Genomic DNA, 19627 nt, shown 5'->3' on the forward strand with positions numbered 1-19627 from the left:
CATTCCCTACCCCACGGTATAGGTTGGCCGGGCTCGGGTGTTTCGCCCGGGCGTTGCGGCCGTTGCAGTTCGGGCGAGGTATGCCCGAGGCGACAGTACCCAGGTCGCCGCCCGATACCATGGACTCTCGAGAACCGTGACAATCCGAGCTGTGTGATCGCAGCCCGAGCCGAGAGGACACGACGATGGCCGCGAAGGGCGCCAACGACATCGCGGACGACGACCTGGAGCCGCTGGCGGACGAGACCGCCCGCCAGGCCCAGCGCGTGGTGGCCGCCTACGCAACCGACGCCGACGAATGCCGGATGCTGCTGTCGATGCTCGGCATCGCGCCCAGCGGCCGCGGCGACTGAACCGCACGGGTCTCCGCCGAAGACCTCACTTCAGTACAACTTCAACGCCGAGACGGCCCGGCGACCGGAGGATCCAGCAGTGGACCAGATGAGCCAATCCCCGACCGACCTATCCTTACCCGGCGAACCGGACGAGGACGCCGCCGAGACCGGAGGACACGGCAGCGCCGGTTCCGGATTCGTGGTCGTCGCCAATCGTCTGCCGGTTGATCTGGAGCGGCTGCCCGACGGCACCAAGCGCTGGAAGCGCAGCCCGGGCGGTCTGGTCACGGCGCTGGAACCGGTGCTGCGCAGCAACAACGGCGCCTGGGTGGGGTGGGCCGGCGTCCCCGACGTCGACGTGGACCCGATCATCGAGGACGGCCTGGAGCTGTATCCGGTGCCGTTGTCGGCCGAGGAGGTCGCCGACTACTACGAGGGGTTCTCCAACGGCACGCTGTGGCCGCTGTACCACGACGTGATCGTGCGGCCGGAGTACCACCGCCGCTGGTGGACCGCCTACGTGGACGTGAACCGCCGTTTCGCGGAGTACACGGCGAAGGTGGCCGCCGAGGGCGCGACGGTGTGGGTGCAGGACTACCAGTTGCAGCTGGTGCCCAAGATGTTGCGCATGCTGCGGCCCGATCTGACCATCGGCTTCTTCCTGCACATCCCGTTCCCGCCGATCGAGCTGTTCCTCCAGATGCCTTGGCGCACAGAGCTGGTCGAGGGCCTGCTCGGCGCCGACCTGATCGGCTTCCATCTGCCCGGCGGCGCGCAGAACTTCCTGTATCTCGCGAGAAGACTTGCCGGGCAGCCCACTTCGCGCGGCACGGTCGGCGTGCGCGCGAAAATGGGTGTGGTGCAGGTGGGTTTCCGCACCGTGCGGGTGGGCGCCTTCCCGATCTCGATCGCCTCGGCCGAACTGGACGAGTACTCGCGGCGGCGGTCGGTGCGCGAGCGCGGCGCGCAGATCCGCGCGGAACTCGGCAATCCCAAGAACATCCTTCTCGGCGTCGACCGGCTCGACTACACCAAGGGCATCGACATCCGGCTCGCCGCGCTGGAGGAGTTGTTGCAGGAGGGCAAGATCGACCCTGCGGAGACGGTGATGGTGCAGCTCGCCACCCCGAGCCGCGAGCGCGTCGAGAGCTACATCCAGATGCGCAGCGATATCGAACGCCAGGTGGGCCGCATCAACGGCGAATTCTCCCGCGTCGGTTACCCGTTCGTGCACTATCTGCACCGGCCGATCCCGCGTGAGGAACTGGTCTCGTTCTTCGTCGCCGCGGACGTGATGCTGGTGACGCCGCTGCGCGACGGCATGAATCTGGTCGCCAAGGAGTACGTGGCCTGCCACAGCGGCCTCAACGGCGCCCTGGTGCTGAGCGAATTCACCGGCGCGGCAGCGGAATTGCGGCAGTCCTACCTGTGCAATCCGCACGATCTGGAGAGCGTGAAGGAAGCGATCCTGCACGCCATCGGCGACGACGCCGACACCCGCCGGCGCCGGATGCGCGCACTGCGGCGGCAGGTTCTCGCGCACGACGTGGACCGCTGGGCCCGAGCCTTCCTGGAGGCGCTGGCCCAGGACCGCGTCGCAGGCAGCGCCCTACTCAGCGACGACGACTCCGAGTAGTAGTGTCGGCCGCTGAGGAGGCCGCCGGGAGCTAGATCGGGTCGATCCGCTGGACCAGCCAGTGCCCGTCGTCCTTGTCGAGGTTGACCCGCACCCTGGTGTTGAGTACCGAGCCCTGCGGCGAATCCTTGCTGGTGAGTACCTGATTCAGATATGCCAGCACCACCGCGTGCGAACGTTCGGTGGAGATCACGCCGACCGCCTCGGCGGTGGCCCGCACGGTCAGCTCCTTCTCCTTCGCCCCGGGCGCGATGTCGTTCTTGATCAGGATGAGGTAGTCGTGGCGGAAGTTTTGCGTGAGATTGTCTGCCGCCTTGGGCAATTCGTTGTCGACGGTCCGGTAGTCGTAGGTGAAGATCGACTCCAGCGTGCGCTGGGCGGCGGTGGCGGAGGCGGCGCGGGCCTGCTCGGCCTCCCGATCCGACCAGAATCGGTAGCCGACGACCACCGAGGTCGCGACCGCGGCGACGAACAGCACGACCGCCGTGACCACCAGCACGATGCGTTTCGTTCCGAGGTTCATGCCACGAACTCCACTTCCGAGGCGGTGACGGTGCCGCTGTCGTCGCGGGTCACCGTGACCCGGAACCGGTAGGTGCGCTGCTGCGGCTGGGCCGATCCGGCGTTGGTGAGGGTCTGGGTCGCGGCGACCAGCACCCGGCCGGTGCCGGCGTCCTCGCTCTCCAGCGCCGCCTCGACGATCTCGCCGTGCGCCTTCACCTTGGCCTGCTGCACGACCTTCGCGTACGCGTCCTTCTGCGAAGAGTATTCGGCCTTCAGCTGCCCGGACGAGACCGACAGCACCCGGTCGATATCCGCGGAGGCCGTATCGTCCTGGATGTTGGTGAGGTTGAGGATGGCCTGCTTGGCGGTCTGCACGTATTCGGTGCGCCGCTCCGCCATCGCATCCGCGTGCCGCTGGTGATAGACGAACACGCCACCGGCCCCCAGCAGCAGCACCAGCGACAACACCGCCACCACCGCGGCGGCCCAGCCGAGCACCCCGAGGCTCCGGTGGACGGTCGCGCTGTCGGCGGTGGGATCCGCCGCTGTCGCGACATCCGGCCGCGGCGCCGGTCGAGCCGTCGTGAGGTCGATGTAGGTCCACGCCGACTCGCCCTCGTCGACGGCATCCTCGGCCTCCGCATCCACACCCGTGGACCGATAGACCTTCCCCGGCTCCGGAACACCATGCGCTGACGCAGACTCGGTCGCCGGATCGGACTCGGCGGATTCGATGGCCGGACCGGGCCCGGCCGGAGCCGAAGCGGTCGCCGGACCGAGCGCGGCCGCAGCCGAAGCGGTCGCCGGATCAAGCCCGGCCGCAGCCGAAGCGATAGCCGGACCAGGCCCGGCCGCAGCCGAAGCGATAGCCGGACCAGGCCCGGCCGCAGCCGAAGCGATAGCCGGACCAGGCCCGGCCGCAGCCGAAGCGATAGCCGGACCAGGCCCGGCCGCAGCCGAAGCGATGGCCGAATCGAGCGCGGTCGGAGCCGAAGCGGTGGCCGAATCGAGCGCGGTCGGAGCCGAAGCGGTGGCCGAATCGAGCGCGGTCGGAGCCGAAGCGGTGGCCGAATCGGTACGAGCCGCAGTCGACCCGCTGACCGGGCCGCTCCCCGATGCGACGGCGGTGCCGGGCTCCTCCACCGGAGGCCCCGCCCGGCGGCTCGCGCGCCGCCGGGATAGTCCGCTGTTCCTTCTGCTGTCGCTCATCGCAGTGGCTCCTCGAACATCGCCTGCCAGGTGGACGGTACTCTCCCGGATCCGTCGGGACCGACGTCACCTTGGTGATAGGTCCGGCCGTCGGGGCCGACGAAGGTTCCGCTGACGGGGTCCCGGGAGGTGGACACGGCCGCCGGATGGGTCTGCCCCGGAGCGCCCGGCTGGTCGTCCGGCGGCGAGCCCGCCGCGGCAGGCGTCTGGAACGGCGGGTTGTCCCCCTCCGGAACATAGCCCTGCGGGTCGTGGCACAGCTCCGGCGTCGGCGCGCGCTTCCCGGGCACATCCGCGCACGGGGTGTTGCGGATACCGCGCACCGCTTCCTTGGCGTCCTGCGGCACCTTGCAGTACAGATCGCCCTGGATGTCGGGGTGGTCGGTGGCGGTGGGAGCACGCCACTGGCCGGTGGGCAGGAAGCCGGTCAGGCAGCCGGGCGGATCGTTGAGGCCCAGCATGAAGTCGACCGTCGCGCCGTATTCGACCGGGCCGCGGATCACCGTCAGCAGCGCGGCGATCAGCGGCGGATAGATCACCAGGATCTGTTCCAGCCCGGCGTGATACGTGACGCCGACCTGCCCGACGCTGACCAGATTCGACAACAGCAGCGGCAGTGTGGGTTTCAGTTGCTGGAAGGTGGAGCTCACCTTCTGCGCCGCCGACGGGGTCCGCTCCAGCAGCTGCCCCAGCGACGGATCATGCTGCCGCAGTTGGTCGGTCACGGTCGCGAGGTTCTGCGTCCAGGCCCGGATCGAATCCGCGGACCGGTTCTGGGTGTCGAGCAGCGGCCCGATCCGTTCCAGCAGATCCTTGGTCTGCCCGGTGTTCGCCTGCGCCTCCTGCACCAGCAGCGACGCCGAGTCGATGAACTTCTGCAGGTCCGGCCCGGCCCCGTTGAAGGCGACGAAGGCGTCGTCGATCACCTCGCGCAGTTTGGTGTCGGCGACGCTGGTCAGCAGCCGATCCGCCTGGTCCAGCATCGCGCCGACATCCTGCGGCAGCCGGGTGCGCCCCACCTCGATCACCGAACCGTTGTGCAGCATGCCGCCCTGGGGATTCTCGACGGGCACCAGATCCACGTACTGCTCACCGATCGCGGAGACGCTGCGCACGTAGGCATCGCTGTCGAGGGGCACCTTGTAGTCACTGTCGATGGACAGCACCGCGTCCACCCCGGTCGGCGTGAGCCGGACGTCGCTCACCTTGCCGATATTGGTGCCGCGGTACGCGACATTGGCGCTCGGGTACAGGCCCCCGGTCGCGCTCAGCCGCACGGTGACCCCGTAGCGGCCGACCCCGAACATCGCGGGCAGATGCACATAGCTGCCCGCCATCACGAGCAGGCCGACGACGGTCAGCACCGCGAAGATGACCAGCTGATTGCGTACGAACCGGGTGAGCTTCATCGATCCGTCCCCCCTCCGGGCACGTCGGGAGCCGGGTTCGCCGGTGCGGAATCGGGTCCCGGCGCCGGTGCGGAATCCGGCGGTGCGGGTGCGGCCGCGGGCGCCTGCGGCGCGGGCACCGTGAGCCCCGGAATCGCGGGCAGGCCCGGAATCGGCGGCAGCCCGGGAATACTCGGGGCCGGCGCGGGCGTGGGCGGCGGCGCCTGCAACGGCCCGGTCACCGGATCGCCCTTACCCTCCGCGGTTCCGGCGAAGGCGCCGAGCGCGCCCTCCACCCCGCCGAAGCGGCCGCCGAGCGCGGTTCCGGTGAGGAAGTTGGAATCCAGCCGCGCACCCGTGATGTCCACCGTCATCAGCAGATTCAGGTAGTCACCCTTCAACGCGTTGTCGAGATTCTTCAACGGGAACGGGAAGGTGAGCAGGATCTGCAGCGAGTCGGCCAGTTTGGTCCCGGTATCGGCCAGCGACTGCAACGCGGGCCGCAGATGCGCGAGATCGGCGGTGAGGTTCGCGCCGGAGTTCGCGATGATCCGCTGCACCACATCGCTCAGATCGCCCAGCGCGGTCAGGGTTTTCGTGATGTTCTCCCGCCGGTCCGCGAGGACGGTCAGCGCCGGGTGGATCTGCGTGATCGCGGTGGTCAGGTCGTCCTTCTGCCGGGCCAGGACCCCGGCGAACCGGTCCAGGCCGCTCATGGCCGCGATGATGTCGGCAGTCTGCTGATTCAACGTCGTTGTGAGCGTGGACAATTGGGGCAGCAGATCCCGGATGTCGTCCTGGCGGCCGTGGAAGGTGGCGTCCAGTTCGTGGGTGATGGTCTCCAGCTGCGAGATACCGCCGCCGTTGAGTACCACCGACAACGAGGACAGCACCTGCTCGGTGGTCGGATAGTCGCCCGCCCGCTCCAGCGGTATCACGTCACCGTTGTGCAATTGTCCTTGCGGCGCAACATCTTTCGGGGCCGCCAGCTCGACGTGATTACTGCCCAGCAGGCTGGTCTGGCCGATCCGCGCGGTGGCGTTCTCCGGCAACCGCACATCCTTGTCCAGGCTCACGGTGACCAGCGCGTGCCAGCCCTCGACCGTGATGTCGGTGACCGTGCCGACGGTGACGTCGTCCACCTTCACCGGCGAATTACGGGTCAGCGTCGTGACATTCGGCATCTGGATGCGTACCTGCCAGGACCCCGCGCCGGTGCCGGCCGCACCCGGCATCGGCAGCGTGTTCAGCCCGTCCCACTGACAGCCGGTCGCGGTCAGCAGGACCGCGAGGCCGATCACGGCCCCGGCCAGCCGGATTCGAGTGTTCATCGCGTACCTCCCGGAATCGCGAGACCCAGGAAGTCCGTCGGCACCGAGACCGGTGCGGCGGGCGGTTGGTTCTGCGCCTGCATCCGGTCGGCCAGATCGGGCGTGCTGTAGGTGAGCTGATTCGGGAACGCGCCCTGCCCGGAGGCCGGATTCACCAGCAGCGGTGGATAGTTCATCATCAGCGACTGGATCACCGGGGCCAGGTACTGCCGGCACAGCGCACCGGACCGATCGGAGTCGTGGTTCTCGATACCCTCGATCGCCCCGCAGAGGAAGGCGAACGGATTGGCGGCATTGACGCCGACCACCGCGCCGGTCAGCGAACCCTGTGCGGGCTTGTAGATCTGGTAGAAGTTCGCCAGCGCCGTGGGGCCCGCGTGCAGCACCCGCGCCAGATCGTCGCGCTTGTCGGCGAGCACCTGGGTGGCATCGGCGAGTCGCTGCACGCTCTCGGTCAGCTGCCCGCCGCGCTCGTCCAGGAACCGCTTCACATCGGCCACCGCGGAGTCCAGATTGTCCAGTCCGGTACCGAGATCCGTGGACACCCCGGCCAGTACCGAGGAGACCGAGGCCAGCCGGCCGCCGAACTGCACGATCTGGTCGTTGCTCTTGGACAGCACGTCGACGAACTGCTGCAGATTGCGCACGGTGCCGAACAGGTCGGTGCGCCCGTCCGAGAGGGTGTTCAACGTGCTGGACAGTTCGTGCAGGGTGTCGCGCAACGCCTGCGCGTTGCCGTCGGCGAGATTGTCGGCGGCGGTGTTCACGAACCGCCCGAACGAACCCTGCTTGTCGTCGCCGATCGGGCCGAGCGCCTGGGACAGCTTGGACAGTTCGGCCTTGATGTCGTCCCATTCGACCGGGATCGCGGTGCGCTCGGCCGGGATCTCTGCGCGGTCGCGCAACTTCGGGCCGCCGGTGTAGGCGGGCGCGAGCTGGATGAACCGCGCCGACACCAGCGAGGGCGAGATGATCACCGCGCGCGCGTCCGCCGGCAGGTCGACGCCGCGATCCACCGTGAGCTTCACCGTGGCGCGGTCGCGGCCCGGCCGGATCGAGTCGATCCGCCCGACCTTCACCCCGAGTACCCGGATCTCGTCACCGGCGTACAACCCGTTGGTACTCGTGAAATACGCGGTGACATGCTTCTTCCCGATATCGGCGAGTACGCCGTAGGCGCCCCAGCCGACCAGCGCGACGACCACCACCGCGGCGGCGATCCGCACCCACCGCGGCAACCGGCCCACCCGCGAATCCCGGACCCTGCTGACCATGCTCATCGCGGCGGCTCCTGGATCGACGGACCGACCGACAACGGCGGGTGATTGATGTAGTCGTTCAACGACTCCGGCACGTGATCCGGCCATACCAGCGCGTCGACCAGCACCCGCAGCGTGAGGCTGGTCGCGTTGGACACGTACGCCTGGAAGTACGGCCCGCTGCCGACCTGCTCCCCCAGCGCGGCGGCGAACGGCCCGAGCGAGTCGAGCGCCTTGCCGAGGTTGTCCTTGTTCCGCTGCAACAGCGCCAGCACCGAATTCAGTTTGTCCAGTGTGGGTTTCAACGAGGCCTCGTTGTCGGCGACGAATCCGCTCAGCTGCTGGGCCAGCCCGTTCACGTTCACGATCAGCTGGCTCAGCGCCGCCCTGCGAGCGTTGAGCTCACCGAGCAGATCGTTGCCGTCGAGCAGCAGTGCGTTGATCTGATCGGAGCGGCTCGCGAGCACCTTGGTGACGTCCTGCGCGTGCGCCAGCAGTTCGGTCAGCGCCTTGTCGCGGGCGTTGAGGCTGCGCGAGAGGGCGGTCACGCCGTCCAGCGCGCCGCGCAGCGGGGCCGGGGTGTCGGCGAAGGCGCCGGAGAGGGCGTCCAGGGTCTGATTCACCCGATCGGTGTCCAGGCCCTTGACGGTACCGGCCAGATCACCCAGCGCGTCGTTCAGTGAATACGGAGAAGTGGTGCGCGCCAACGGAATCGGATCGTCACCACGAATCACCCCGTCGCCGGTGGGTACCACCTCGAGGGATTTGCGGCCCAGTACGGTGTTGGTCTTGATCGCGGCGGTGGTCTGCTTACCCAGCACGATCGAATCGTCCAGGCTGAAGGTCACCAGCACCTTCGCGCCGGCCAGCCGCACCCGTTCGACCCGGCCGGAGCGCACCCCCGCGACCTGCACCGGATCGCCGTCCATCAGCCCACCGGCATCGGCGAAGTAGGCGGAGTGCTCGACGCCGGAGCGGACGAACGGCAGCCGGTCGAACTGCAGGGCCGACAGCGAGACGGTCGCCGCGACGACGATGCCGATGATGCCGACGGTGGCCAGGGTGGAACGCTGCTCGCTCACTGGTCGGAACACCTCCCCGTGGTCTGTAATCCGGGCAGGTTCACATGCATCGGCTTGCCGTCCGGGCCGTCGATCAGGAAGTTCGTGCCGCAGACGTACATGTTGAGGAAGGACCCGTAGGAACCGATACGCACCAGCTTCTTGTAGGTGTCCGGCAGTTTGTCCAGCACCCACTGCACGTCGGCGGAGCGCTCGTCGAGGTTGCCCGACAACCGGCCCAGCTGATCGAAGTCCGCCTTCAGATCCGGCCGCGCCTCCTGCAACAGGGCGGTGAGGTCACCGGTCGCACCGGCCAGCCGCGGCAGTGCCGCGCCGATCGGATCCTTGTCCGCGGCCAGCCCGCTGACCAGCCGTTGCAGTTCGGTGAGCGTGGTGTCGAATTCCTTGTCGCGGCTGTCCAGGGTGGCCAGCACCGTCTTCAGGTTGTCGATGACGCTGCCGATCAGCGCATCCCGATCGGCGAGGGTCTTCGCGAACGAGCCCGAGCTGTTCAGCAGCGCGACCAGCGTGCCGCCCTGACCCTGGAACACCTGCAACAGCGCGCTGGTCAGATCATTCACCTGCGCCGGATCCAGCCCGCGCAGCAACGGTTTGAAGCCGCCGAGCAGCAGGTCCAGATCCAGCGCCGGTTTGGTCCGGTCGACGCCGAGGGTGCCGCCGGACGACATGGTCTGCGCGGTACCCGGCCCCTCCATCAGCTCCAGATACCGGTCGCCGACCAGATTCTCGTAGCGGATGGTCGCCCGGGTACTGGTGTACAGCCGGTACTGCCGATCGACGTCGAAGTCGACGTGCGCGAGATGATCCCGGCCCACCGACACCCGCGACACCGAGCCCACCGGGACACCCGCGATGCGCACCTTCGCACCGGGCAGCATCCCGGACGAACTGGTGAACACCGCGTGATAGCCGTTCTCCCGGGCGAACCGCATCTGGCTGAAGATCACCGCCAGCAGCGCCAGGACGAGCAGCATCACCAGGGTGAAGATTCCGAGCTTCACGGTGCTGGCGTGCGGTTTGACTCTCATGGGTTGGGCACCCCCGGCAGTCCGGCGAACAGCAACTGGAACACCCTGGCCCCGTTGGAATGCGAGTCCAGGCTGGGCGTCCACACCTCACCCTGCGAGGTGTCGGTGACCAGGTAGTCGGAATGGCTGCCGGGCACCCGGTCCAGGATGCCCTCGCAGTGCGGGCCGCCGGTGGCGTTCACCTTCGGCAGGTCCTTCGGGTACTTGTACGGCTCGCCGCCGGGCATGAAGCTGGCGTTCAGATTCACCCACGGGCCCTGCCCGCCGAAGATCTGGTTCGCCACCGGCAGCGCATCGGCCACGCCGACGACCAGGCAGTACAGCTCCGGGCTGTACTCGTCGAGCAGTTCGCTGGTGGGCCGCAACAGATCCAGCGCGCTGACCAGTTGAGTCTCGTTGTCCCGCAACACCGATCCGGTGGTGTCGGCGAGGCCGATCACGTTCAGCAGCACCGCGTCCAGATCGTCCTGATGCCGCACCAGCGTCCGGCTCGTCACCGCCGCGTTGTCGGTGGTCCGCAGCAGATCGGGGGCGGTGTCTGCGTACAGCTCCGTCACCGGGACCGAGGTCTGCAGATCCCGTTGCAGGTCCGGCAGGCTCGGATTGATGTCGCGCAGATAGTGATCGGAGTCGGCGAGCAGCCGGCCCAGTTCGTCGCCGCGGCCCTGCAGGGCGGTGCCGAGGGCGGTCAGGGTCGCATTGAGCTTCTCCGGCTGCACCTTCGCCAGCACATCGCTGAGATGCTGGAACAGCGTGTTGAATTCGACGGTCACCGCCTGCGCGGACACGGTGGCGCCGGGCCGCAGATGGTCCGCCGAGGGTTGTTCCGGCACCGCGAAATTCACGTACTTCGCGCCGAACACGGTGGTGGAGCGGATGTCCACGGTGGCGTTGGCCGGTACCAGCGTCAACTCGTGCGGATCGATCGCCAGCCGCAGGCGGGCCCGGTCACCGGCGTACGAAACACTCTGCACGCGGCCGATTTCCACGCCCCGGATCTTGACCTTGGCATCCGGATCGAGCACCAGTCCGGCGCGCGAGGTGTCGATGTAGACCGCCTCGGTGGAGGTGAACCCGCCGGCGAACATCGTCAGCGCGACCGCGACGATCGCCACCAGCGCCAGCACCATGCCCAGCCCGGCCAGTTTCACACTCCATCCGGCACCGAAAACTCTTCCAGCACCGTCCTTTTCGACCAATTTGTTCGCCGCCATGCCTACCCCGAGAGATGGAAGTTGCCGGAGGTGCCGTAGATGGCCAGCGAGACGAGCAGGGTCACCGTCACCACCGCGACCAGCGACGCGCGCACCGCGTTGCCGACCGCGACGCCGACGCCGACCGGACCGCCGGTGGCGTGATAGCCGTAGTAGGTGTGGATCAGCATGACCGCCAGGGCCATGAAGATCGCCTGCACGAACGACCAGAGGATGTCGCTGGGAATCAGGAACGTGGAGAAGTAGTGGTCGTAGACGCCGGCGGACTGGTGGTAGATGTCGACGGTCGCGAACCGGCTGGCGACGAAGGAGGCGATCACCGCCAGTGCGTACAGCGGGACGATCGCGATCATGCCCGCCAGCACCCGGGTGCCGATCAGGAAGGGCACCGGCCGGATCGCCATGGACTCCAGCGCGTCGATCTCCTCGGCCACCCGCATCGCGCCGAGTTGCGCGGTGGCGCCGGCGCCGATGGTGGCGGCCAGACCGATGCCGGAGATCACCGGCGCCGCGATGCGGACGTTGATGAAGGCGGCGAAGAACCCGGTCAGCGCCTCGACGCCGATATTGCCCAGCGAGCTGTATCCCTGCACCGCGATGGTGCCGCCGGCGAACAGGGTCAGGAAGCCGACGATCACCACCGTGCCGCCGATCACCGCCAGCGCGCCGGTACCCATGCTGATCTCGGCGATCAGCCGGATGGTCTCGGTGCGGTAGTGGATCAGCGCGCGCGGCACCGAGGCCAGCGACTTCGCGTAGAACTGTGCGTGTCTGCCGACACCATCGAGGGAGTCGGACATCCTGCGCACTCGACGTACCGTACGCGGGAACCTGGATTCGATCACGAAGGCCATGCCATCACCGCGCTGTGAACTTGATCCCGACGGCGGTGACCACGACATTGACCACGAACAGGGCCATGAAGGAGAACACCACCGTTTGATTGACCGCGTCGCCGACGCTCTTGGGCCCACCCCGGACGTTCAGGCCCAGGTAGCAGGCCATCAGCCCGGCGACCAGACCGAACAGCGTGGCCTTCACCTCGGAGATGACGAGCTCGGGCAGATGCGTCAGCAGTGTGATGCCGTTCACGAACGCACCCGGATTGACCCCTTGCAGGAAGACGGAGAAGAGGAAGCCGCCGAGGATGCCGATCGTGGAGACCAGCCCGTTCAGCAAGGCCGCCACGAACATCGAGGCCAGTACGCGGGGCACCACCAGCCGATGGATCGGGTCGATGCCGAGTACCCGCATCGCGTCGATCTCCTCGCGGATGGTGCGGGCGCCGAGGTCCGCGCAGATCGCGGTGGCGCCGGCGCCGGCCACGATCAGTACCGTCACGATCGGCCCGACCTGGGTGATCGACCCGAATGCCGCACCCGCGCCGGACAGATCGGCCGCACCGATCTCCCGCAGCAGGATGTTGAGGGTGAAGCTCACCAGCACGGTGAACGGAATCGCCACCAGCAGAGTCGGAACGATGGAGACGCGAGCGACGAACCAGGCCTGATCGATGAATTCGCGTCGCTGGAAGGGCCGCCGGACCGCCGCGCGAGCCACGTCGGCGGTGAGTTCGAAGAACCCGCCGACCGCTCGTAACGGGACGGCAAGGACCTCGTTCATTCCGCGATTCCTCCTTGCCGTGCCTGCGCAGCGTCGCGCATCGAACCCCAGCAGCGGGCCGCTCCGAAGAGTTACTGCCCCGCCCCGCCTGCACAATTAGAACACGTTCACCGCGCTATGTGGAGGCGAATTCTCGTTTTTCAGCTGTTCTTTTCTTGCCGACTCGGTGCAACGGACTGGAACAGGTTCATACGGCGTACAGTATGCCGTTCGAATAACCCGAGTGCGCCATCGACCCCCATGTCTACCAAGGACCCGAGCGCCGATCAACCGCCTTTCGGCGACGACCGTCTCCGTGCGACGGTGTGGAAATTCGTCAGAGTCGCAGTGCGGCGGCCGCGGAAAACATCCGTTCGGCGGGCCGTTCGGCGAAGTGCGTGCCGAGCGCGCCGGCCAGTTCCGCGATCGAGAACTGCGGACCGTCCGCCTCGAACCACCGCTCGACCTCCGGCGCGGCCATCAACGCGACGGTCGAGCCGTACACGACGAAGACCTGTCCGTTGATCGCGTCGGCGGCGGGTGTGGCCAGGTAGGCGACCAGCCGGGCGACATGATCGGGCGACAGCGGATCCACCTCGGCGTCCGGCGCCGGCGCGAAGACCTGCTCGGTCATCGCCGTGCGCGCTCGCGGGCAGATGGCATTGGCCCGCACGCCGATCCGGGCCAGACCGCGCGCGGCCGACACGGTCAACTGTGCGATACCGGCCTTCGCCGCCGCATAGTTGGCCTGTCCCGGCGAACCGGTCAAACCTGCCTCGGAAGAGGTGTTGATCAACCGGCCGAACACCGGAGAACCTGATTCTTTCGACTTGCCACGCCAGTACCCGGCGGCATTGCGCGACAACAGGAAATGCCCGCGCAGATGGACCGCGATCACCGCGTCCCAATCCTCATCGGACATATTAAAAAGCATTCGATCCCTCGTAATTCCGGCGTTGTTGACGACGATATCCACGCCGCCGAACGTTTCGTCCGCCGTTGCGATCAATGCATCGGCCGTGGCGCGATCCGCCACGCTGCCGGCCACGAATTCGGCCTTCGCCCCGAGCTCCCGGATCTCGGCCAGGGTGGCCGCGGTGGCCTCGGTCTCGGCCAGGTCGTTGACCACGACCGCGGCGCCCGCGCGAGCCAGTGCGAGCGCCTCGGCTCGCCCCAGGCCCGCACCGGCTCCGGTCACGATTGCCACTCGACCGGAGAGGTCCACGTCATGCTCGCTCACGAGCCCGACTCTAGAACGTGTTTCAGTTATCGGCAAGAGCGGCTCACTCGAGCCGCAGCGCCGCCTTCGGGCACTGGGCGACCGCCTCGCGGACCGCGTCGAGGCGATCGTCGGGCACGTCGGACACGTTGACGTTCAGGTAGTCCTGATCATCGAGTTCGAAGATGTCCGGGGCGATTCCGACGCAGATGCCATTGGCCTCGCACTGGTCGAAATCCACGATGAGCTTCATTGATGACTCCTTTGCCGCTGGTGACGCCAGCCTACAAGCCCGGTTCGGCCCGAGACGGCCCATCGTGCCGAATCGCACCCTCATACTGGAACATGTTCCAGTCCTTGTGCAATGATCGGCCCAACGACCACCGACGACGAGGTGACCCATGCGGATCGCGTACAACCAGCAGCAGGAGCAACTGCGTGCCGAACTCCGCGAGTACTTCGCGCGGCTGATCACGCCGGAGCGGCGGGCCGCGCTGTCCGCGCAGACCGGCGAATACGGCACCGGCAACGTCTATCGCGAGGTCGTCCGCGAGATGGGACAGGCCGGCTGGCTCGCGCTGGGCTGGCCGAAGGAGTACGGCGGGCAGGACCGCCCGACGCTGGACATGCTGATCTTCGCCGACGAGGCCGCGATCGCCGGTGCCCCGGTGCCGTTCCTGACCATCAACTCGGTGGCGCCGACGATCATGCACTACGGCAGCGCGGAGCAGAAGAAGTTCTTCCTGCCCAAGATCGCGGCGGGTGAACTGCACTTCTCCATCGGCTACTCCGAACCCGGCGCCGGCACCGATCTCGCGAGCCTGCGCACCGCCGCCGTGCGCGACGGCGACGACTGGATCATCAACGGCCAGAAGATGTGGACCAGCCTGATCCCCTACGCCGACTACGTATGGCTGGCCGCGCGCACCGATCCGACGGCCAAGAAGCACAAGGGCATCAGCATGTTCATCGTGCCGGCCACGGCCGAGGGCTTCTCCTGGACCCCGGTGCACACCATGGCCGGGGTCGACACCAGCGCCACCTACTACCAGGACGTACGGGTCCCCGCGACCGCGCTGGTCGGCCCGGAGAACGGCGGCTGGTCGCTGGTCACCAATCAGCTCAATCACGAACGGGTGGCGCTGACCTCGGCGGGCTCGCTGCAACTGGCCCTGGCCCAGACCCTGGACTGGGCCCGGGAGTCCCGCGACGCCCGCGGCGCGCGGGTGATCGACAGCGAATGGGTGCAGATCAATCTGGCCCGGGTGCACGCCAAGGTCGAATACCTGAAGCTGCTGAACTGGGAGATCGCGTCGGCCCCCGTGTCCGCGCCGCGGCCGTGGGATGCCTCCACCTGCAAGGTCCTCGGCACCGAACTCGCCACGGAGGCCTACCGACTGCTGATGGAGGTGCTCGGCCCGCAGGCCTACCTGCGCCAGGATTCGCCGGGCGCACTGCTGCGCGGGCGGCTGGAACGGATGCACCGCTCCTGCCTGATCCTCACCTTCGGCGGCGGCACCAACGAGGTGCAGCGCGACATCATCGCCATGACCGCCCTGCGCCAGCCCGCCGCCGCCCGCTGATCTCGAAAGCCAGGTAATCACAATGGATTTCACGCCGACCGAAGCTCAGCAGGATCTCACCCGGCTGACCGGTGAAGTGTGCGGCAAACTCGTCACCGCCGACCGCCTGCGCGAACTCGACCACGCGCCGGCCCGTTTCGACGAACCGCTGTGGCGGTCGCTGGCCGAGACCGGGGTGCTGGCATCGACACTGCCGGAGGCGCTGGGCGGCAGCGATTTCGGCGTGCTGGAGCAGACCGCGATCCTGCGCGAACTGGGCCGCCACGTCGCCGCCGTGCCGTACCTGTGGTCGATCGCGCTCGGCGCCGCCGCGCTGGCCCGCTTCGGCTCGCCGGCCCAGGCCGAGCGGGCCGCGAAAGCCGCTGCGGGCGAGGAGATCCTGACCGTGGCGCTGGCCGAGGAACGCAACTGGGATCCGGCCCGGCCGACCACCCACGCGACCGCCGACGGCGACCGCTGGCTGCTGACCGGCGCCAAGACCGCGGTCCCGTACGCGGCCCACGCCTCGCGAATCCTGGTGCCCGCCACGATATCCGGCACCTCGGGCGAACAGGTCGCGCTGTTCCTGGCCGATCCCGCCGGCCCCGGCGTCCGGTCGGCGGAACAGCTCGTGGTGGACAAGACCCCGGAATCCGAACTCGAATTCGACTCGGCCCCGGCCGAATTGATCGGCGCCGTGGACGACGGCGCGGTCGCCTGGCTGCTGGACCGCGCCTGGCTCGGCCTGGCCGCCGGGCAACTCGGCACGGTGGAGCGCGCGCTCGAACTGGTCGCCGACTACGCGCGCGAGCGTGAGCAGTTCGGCCGCAAGATCGGCAGCTTCCAGGCGGTCGCGCAGCGCCTCGCCGACGGCTACATCGACGTCCAGGGCCTGCGCCTGGCCGTGACCCAGGCGGCCTGGCGGCTGTCCGAGGAGCTCGACGCCACCGCCGAGATCCACACCGCCAAGTTCTGGGCCGCCGACGCCGGTCACCGCGTCGCCCACACCGCCGTCCACGTGCACGGCGGTGTCGGCATCGACCGCGACCACATCGTGCACAACTACTTCATCGCCGCCAAGCACAACGAGTTCGCGCTCGGCGGCGCCACCGACCATCTGCGCGCCCTCGGCGCGCTGCTGGCCCGCGACTGAATCACCGGCCCGGCGCGCATATGAGACCTTCGGGTCTGCTGTGAACGGCCGCTGGGACACCGCGCGGCGGCCGAGTCGTGTGATGCTGGTAGCCATGACGACTCTGACGAGCTCCCCCGCGGCCGATGTCCTCGCCCGGATGCAGGCCGACGTCGACGACCAGCGCGAGACGATGCGCGCCCGCTGGGAGAACTGGTCCGCCGACCAGGGGCGACGTCCCGAGCCGGAGAACTGGCGGACCTTCTTCGAGGAGGACGCCAAGGACCTGTACCTCGCGGTCCGTCCCGAGACCGCGAAGTTGCTGTACATCCTGGCCCGCACCCGGCACGCCAAGACCGTGGTGGAATTCGGCACCTCCTTCGGCCTGTCCACCCTGTGCCTGGCCGCGGCGGTCCGGGACAACGGCGGCGGCCGCGTGATCGGCACCGAATTCGTCGAATCCAAGGCGCAGGCGGCCCTCGCCTCGCTGACCGAGGCCCAGCTCGACGATCTGGTGGAGATCCGGCTCGGCGACGCCATGGAGACCCTGGCCCGCGATGTACCCGCCGGCGTCGACATCCTGTTCCTGGACGGCGCCAAGCATATGTACCTGGACATCGTGCGGCTGCTCGAGCCGCGCCTCGCCCCCGGCGCCCTCGTCATCGCCGACAACTCCGATTCCAGCCCCGAACTGATGGAATACCTGCGCGGCGGCCCCGGCTACCTCTCCTCCGCCACCCAGCCCGGCGTGGAGGTAGCCCTGCGCATCGGCTGATCCGGCCGATCCGGCCCGCGCGCTAGTCCACCACCAGCGGCTGTGCGCGGGTACGGATTTCGTCGACGGTCTGCTCGACGGTGAGGTCCGAGGTGTCGAGCCAGAGACCCAGCCGCGGCGTATCGCGATGCAGACCGGCGTCCAGATCCTCGACGGTGAACGGGCCGTAGGCGCGCTTCGGACGACCGGCCTCACGCCGCGCCACCACCTCCGGCCGCGGCGCCAGGACGACGACCCGCAGCGGCCGGGTCCGGATGTGCCCGATCAGGTACGGCAGCATCGCACCCAGCACCACGTCCTGCAGCACCACGGTGAATCCGGCGGCGGCATAGTCGTCGGCGACCCGCGCGGCGAGACGATGACGCAGCCGCAACTGGTCGAGCGCCTCGTCCGACGGATCGGGCGACATCTCCGCCCGGCCACCGATCACGAAGCGCCGGAACACATCCCCGCGCACATGCACCGAGCGGGGCAGCCGCTCGGCCAGCGCCTGCGCCACGGTCGACTTACCGGCCGCCTGAATCCCGGTGATCAGGTACACGCCGCTATCGGGATCGGACATGCCGGTACGGTAGCCGCTCACCGGCCAGCGGTGTCCACCCGACGGCCGACCCGAATCCCGATGTGCTGCGCACCCTGGTACCCCCGCGCGGTTTGCGGCCGCCCCCGGCGTTCCGGTGCCCGATGCGATGCGACGAAGGAGCAGGCAGCGGGTGCCGGAACGCCGGGGTTACAGGCCGCAAACCAGCGAGGCGGAGCCGAAGCAATCGGACACAGCAGCGATGAGTTCTGGTTGGTTGAACCGTCGATATACCTGTCCGTACTGTCCCATGGCCGAGAGGACTCGGGTATGCCGAGCACGATGATCTTCCTCAACCTACCGGTGGCCGATCTGGAGCGGTCGAAGGGCTTCTACGAGCGGCTGGGCTGGAAGATCGATCAGGAGTTCACCGACGATGCCGCCGCTTGTGTGGTGATCGACGACAACATCAGCGTGATGTTGTTGTCGCAGAACTTCTTCCACAACTTCGCGCGGCGACCGCGCGCGATCACCACCGCCACCGTGGGCGCGGTCTACGCCTTGGCGCTGGGTAGTGTGCACGCCGTCGACGCTCTGGTCTCCGCCGCGGTGGCCGCGGGCGGAGTCGAGGAGCTGCACCCGGACCGGCGGATGCAGGAGATGGCGATCGGCATGTACGGGCGCACCTTCCTCGATCCGGACGGTCATCAGTGGGAAGCGTTCTGGATGCGCGGTCAGTGACGCATCCAGCGCGCGAACGGGTTGTGGCACAACCCTTCCGCCCGCGCCCTACACCCGCAGCTCCGGCGGCAGGCCGAACAGCGGAAACAGCTTCTCGGTGTCCAGGAAGTAGTTGAGCCCGCTGATGCCACGATCGCCGTCGAGTTCGAGCACCGTGATCGACCACGGCTCCAGTACCGCGGGATCGTGCTCGCTCGGCTTGTAGTGGCCGAAGGCCGGCAGGCCGTTGGCACCGGCCAGCGGGACGAGTTTCGAACCGCGGCAAGCCGATCCGATGGTGAGCATGAACGCCGCGACCTCCTGCGGGCCGCGCACCCAGAAGTCGAACGGCGGCATCTGCATGTCGACGTCCTTCTTCAACAGGGCGGTGAGCGCGTCCATGTCGAACGCCTCGAATGCCTGCACATACGCCTCGACGAATTTGCGCTGCTCGTCGTCGGTCTCGTCGTAGGCCTTCTCGGCCGTCGGCTGCACCTTGGCGATGGTGGCGCGGGCCCGTTGCAGTGCGCTGTTCACCGAGGTGGGCGACATGGTCAGCATGTCGGCGGTCTCGTTGGCGGAGAAACGCAGCACCTCGCGCATGATGAGGATCGCGCGCTGGGTGGCGGGCAGATGCTGCATGGCGGCCAGGAAGGCCAGCCGCAGCGAATCCTTGGTGGCGGCCCGATCGGCCGGGTCGGAGCCGAAGGCCAGCCCGTTGGGAATGGGCTCGATCCAGGGCAGATCGGTGCGCGGCGGCGGCAGTTGCGCATCGGCCGAGGAGGGACCGGTGAGGTCCATCGGCATGGCGCGCCGCTGCGGCCCGTCGAGCATGTCGAGGCAGACGTTGGTGGCGATGCGGTACAACCAGGAGCGCAGGCTGGACCGGCCCTCGAACGAGTCGTAGGCCTTCCACGCCCTGGTCAGCGTCTCCTGCACCGCATCCTCGGCCTCGAAGGACGAACCCAGCATCCGATAGGCGTAGGCGCACAGTTCGCGCCGGTAGCCCTCGAATTCGGGCAGGATCTCCTCGACCCCGGTGGCGCCCCCGCTGGTGCTCATGCTCGTCGTTCCTCTCGTCGCACGAGCGGGGGCCTCTGGGCCCGGTCCG

The 19627-nt window shown here is 68.2% G+C and carries 20 protein-coding genes; 6 read left to right on the plus strand and 14 right to left on the minus strand.

Translation table 11 applies throughout. The annotated features are described in order from the left end of the window. The first annotated feature begins 185 nt into the window (after positions 1–185). Complete coding sequence (locus tag G361_RS50575) at positions 186–353, plus strand: hypothetical protein (RefSeq protein ID WP_019931524.1); 168 nt, start codon at positions 186–188, stop codon at positions 351–353. Between the two features lie 88 nt (positions 354–441). After that, entirely contained in the window at positions 442–1971 is a 1530-nt protein-coding gene (locus G361_RS0133570; protein ID WP_036496332.1) for a trehalose-6-phosphate synthase, read from the plus strand. A 31-nt stretch (positions 1972–2002) separates the two neighbouring features. Here G361_RS0133570 and G361_RS0133575 read toward each other — a convergent pair whose 3' ends face one another. From G361_RS0133575 to G361_RS0133630, 12 genes are all read right to left on the minus strand, one after another. After that, on the minus strand, positions 2003–2494 hold the full coding sequence (locus G361_RS0133575) for a hypothetical protein (protein ID WP_019931526.1): 492 nt from the start codon (positions 2492–2494) through the stop codon (positions 2003–2005). Continuing rightward, on the minus strand, positions 2491–3123 hold the full coding sequence (locus G361_RS45835; RefSeq protein ID WP_019931527.1) for a hypothetical protein: 633 nt from the start codon (positions 3121–3123) through the stop codon (positions 2491–2493). The genes G361_RS0133575 and G361_RS45835 overlap by 4 nt, the downstream gene beginning before the upstream one ends. Before the next feature lie 557 nt (positions 3124–3680). Beyond that, on the minus strand, positions 3681–5093 hold the full coding sequence (locus G361_RS0133585) for an MCE family protein (RefSeq protein ID WP_019931528.1): 1413 nt from the start codon (positions 5091–5093) through the stop codon (positions 3681–3683). Continuing rightward, positions 5090–6403: an MCE family protein gene (locus G361_RS0133590; RefSeq protein ID WP_019931529.1), complete on the minus strand. Its 1314-nt coding sequence runs from the start codon at positions 6401–6403 to the stop codon at positions 5090–5092. The genes G361_RS0133585 and G361_RS0133590 overlap by 4 nt, the downstream gene beginning before the upstream one ends. Beyond that, complete coding sequence (locus G361_RS0133595; protein WP_019931530.1) at positions 6400–7683, minus strand: MCE family protein; 1284 nt, start codon at positions 7681–7683, stop codon at positions 6400–6402. The genes G361_RS0133590 and G361_RS0133595 overlap by 4 nt, the downstream gene beginning before the upstream one ends. Then, complete coding sequence (locus G361_RS0133600) at positions 7680–8744, minus strand: MCE family protein (RefSeq protein WP_019931531.1); 1065 nt, start codon at positions 8742–8744, stop codon at positions 7680–7682. The genes G361_RS0133595 and G361_RS0133600 overlap by 4 nt, the downstream gene beginning before the upstream one ends. Further along, entirely contained in the window at positions 8741–9772 is a 1032-nt protein-coding gene (locus G361_RS0133605) for an MCE family protein (protein ID WP_019931532.1), read from the minus strand. Before G361_RS0133605 ends, G361_RS0133600 begins: the two co-directional genes overlap by 4 nt. Beyond that, on the minus strand, positions 9769–10902 hold the full coding sequence (locus tag G361_RS0133610; RefSeq protein WP_231387215.1) for an MCE family protein: 1134 nt from the start codon (positions 10900–10902) through the stop codon (positions 9769–9771). Before G361_RS0133610 ends, G361_RS0133605 begins: the two co-directional genes overlap by 4 nt. 86 nt (positions 10903–10988) lie before the next feature. Further along, positions 10989–11840, minus strand: a complete 852-nt coding sequence (locus G361_RS0133615) for an ABC transporter permease (protein ID WP_026343818.1) — start codon at positions 11838–11840, stop codon at positions 10989–10991. 4 nt (positions 11841–11844) lie between these two features. Further along, positions 11845–12609, minus strand: a complete 765-nt coding sequence (locus tag G361_RS0133620) for an ABC transporter permease (RefSeq protein ID WP_019931535.1) — start codon at positions 12607–12609, stop codon at positions 11845–11847. Between the two features lie 316 nt (positions 12610–12925). Then, positions 12926–13828 (minus strand): 3-oxoacyl-ACP reductase, encoded by a 903-nt coding sequence (locus tag G361_RS0133625; protein ID WP_026343819.1) that lies wholly within the window; start codon positions 13826–13828, stop codon positions 12926–12928. 43 nt (positions 13829–13871) lie between these two features. Next, positions 13872–14060 (minus strand): ferredoxin, encoded by a 189-nt coding sequence (locus G361_RS0133630; protein WP_019931537.1) that lies wholly within the window; start codon positions 14058–14060, stop codon positions 13872–13874. Positions 14061–14208: 148 nt separating this feature from the next. Between G361_RS0133630 and G361_RS0133635 the strand changes: the two genes are divergently transcribed. From G361_RS0133635 to G361_RS0133645, 3 genes are all read left to right on the plus strand, one after another. After that, positions 14209–15390 (plus strand): acyl-CoA dehydrogenase family protein, encoded by a 1182-nt coding sequence (locus tag G361_RS0133635; protein ID WP_019931538.1) that lies wholly within the window; start codon positions 14209–14211, stop codon positions 15388–15390. Between the two features lie 22 nt (positions 15391–15412). Continuing rightward, positions 15413–16522, plus strand: coding sequence for an acyl-CoA dehydrogenase family protein (locus G361_RS0133640; protein ID WP_019931539.1), 1110 nt, complete (start codon positions 15413–15415; stop codon positions 16520–16522). A gap of 94 nt (positions 16523–16616) precedes the next feature. Further along, on the plus strand, positions 16617–17276 hold the full coding sequence (locus G361_RS0133645; protein ID WP_026343820.1) for an O-methyltransferase: 660 nt from the start codon (positions 16617–16619) through the stop codon (positions 17274–17276). A gap of 22 nt (positions 17277–17298) precedes the next feature. Here G361_RS0133645 and G361_RS0133650 read toward each other — a convergent pair whose 3' ends face one another. Beyond that, positions 17299–17838 (minus strand): AAA family ATPase, encoded by a 540-nt coding sequence (locus tag G361_RS0133650; RefSeq protein ID WP_036496337.1) that lies wholly within the window; start codon positions 17836–17838, stop codon positions 17299–17301. A gap of 288 nt (positions 17839–18126) precedes the next feature. Here G361_RS0133650 and G361_RS0133655 point away from each other — a divergent pair, with 288 nt between their 5' ends. Further along, positions 18127–18537, plus strand: coding sequence for a VOC family protein (locus tag G361_RS0133655; protein WP_019931542.1), 411 nt, complete (start codon positions 18127–18129; stop codon positions 18535–18537). A 48-nt stretch (positions 18538–18585) separates the two neighbouring features. Here the strand turns inward: G361_RS0133655 and G361_RS0133660 are convergent, their stop codons facing one another. Then, positions 18586–19578: a sigma-70 family RNA polymerase sigma factor gene (locus G361_RS0133660; RefSeq protein ID WP_019931543.1), complete on the minus strand. Its 993-nt coding sequence runs from the start codon at positions 19576–19578 to the stop codon at positions 18586–18588. Positions 19579–19627: the final 49 nt, after the last annotated feature.

The organism is Nocardia sp. BMG111209, assembly GCF_000381925.1.
In the GTDB taxonomy this organism is placed as follows: Bacteria; Actinomycetota; Actinomycetes; order Mycobacteriales; family Mycobacteriaceae; genus Nocardia.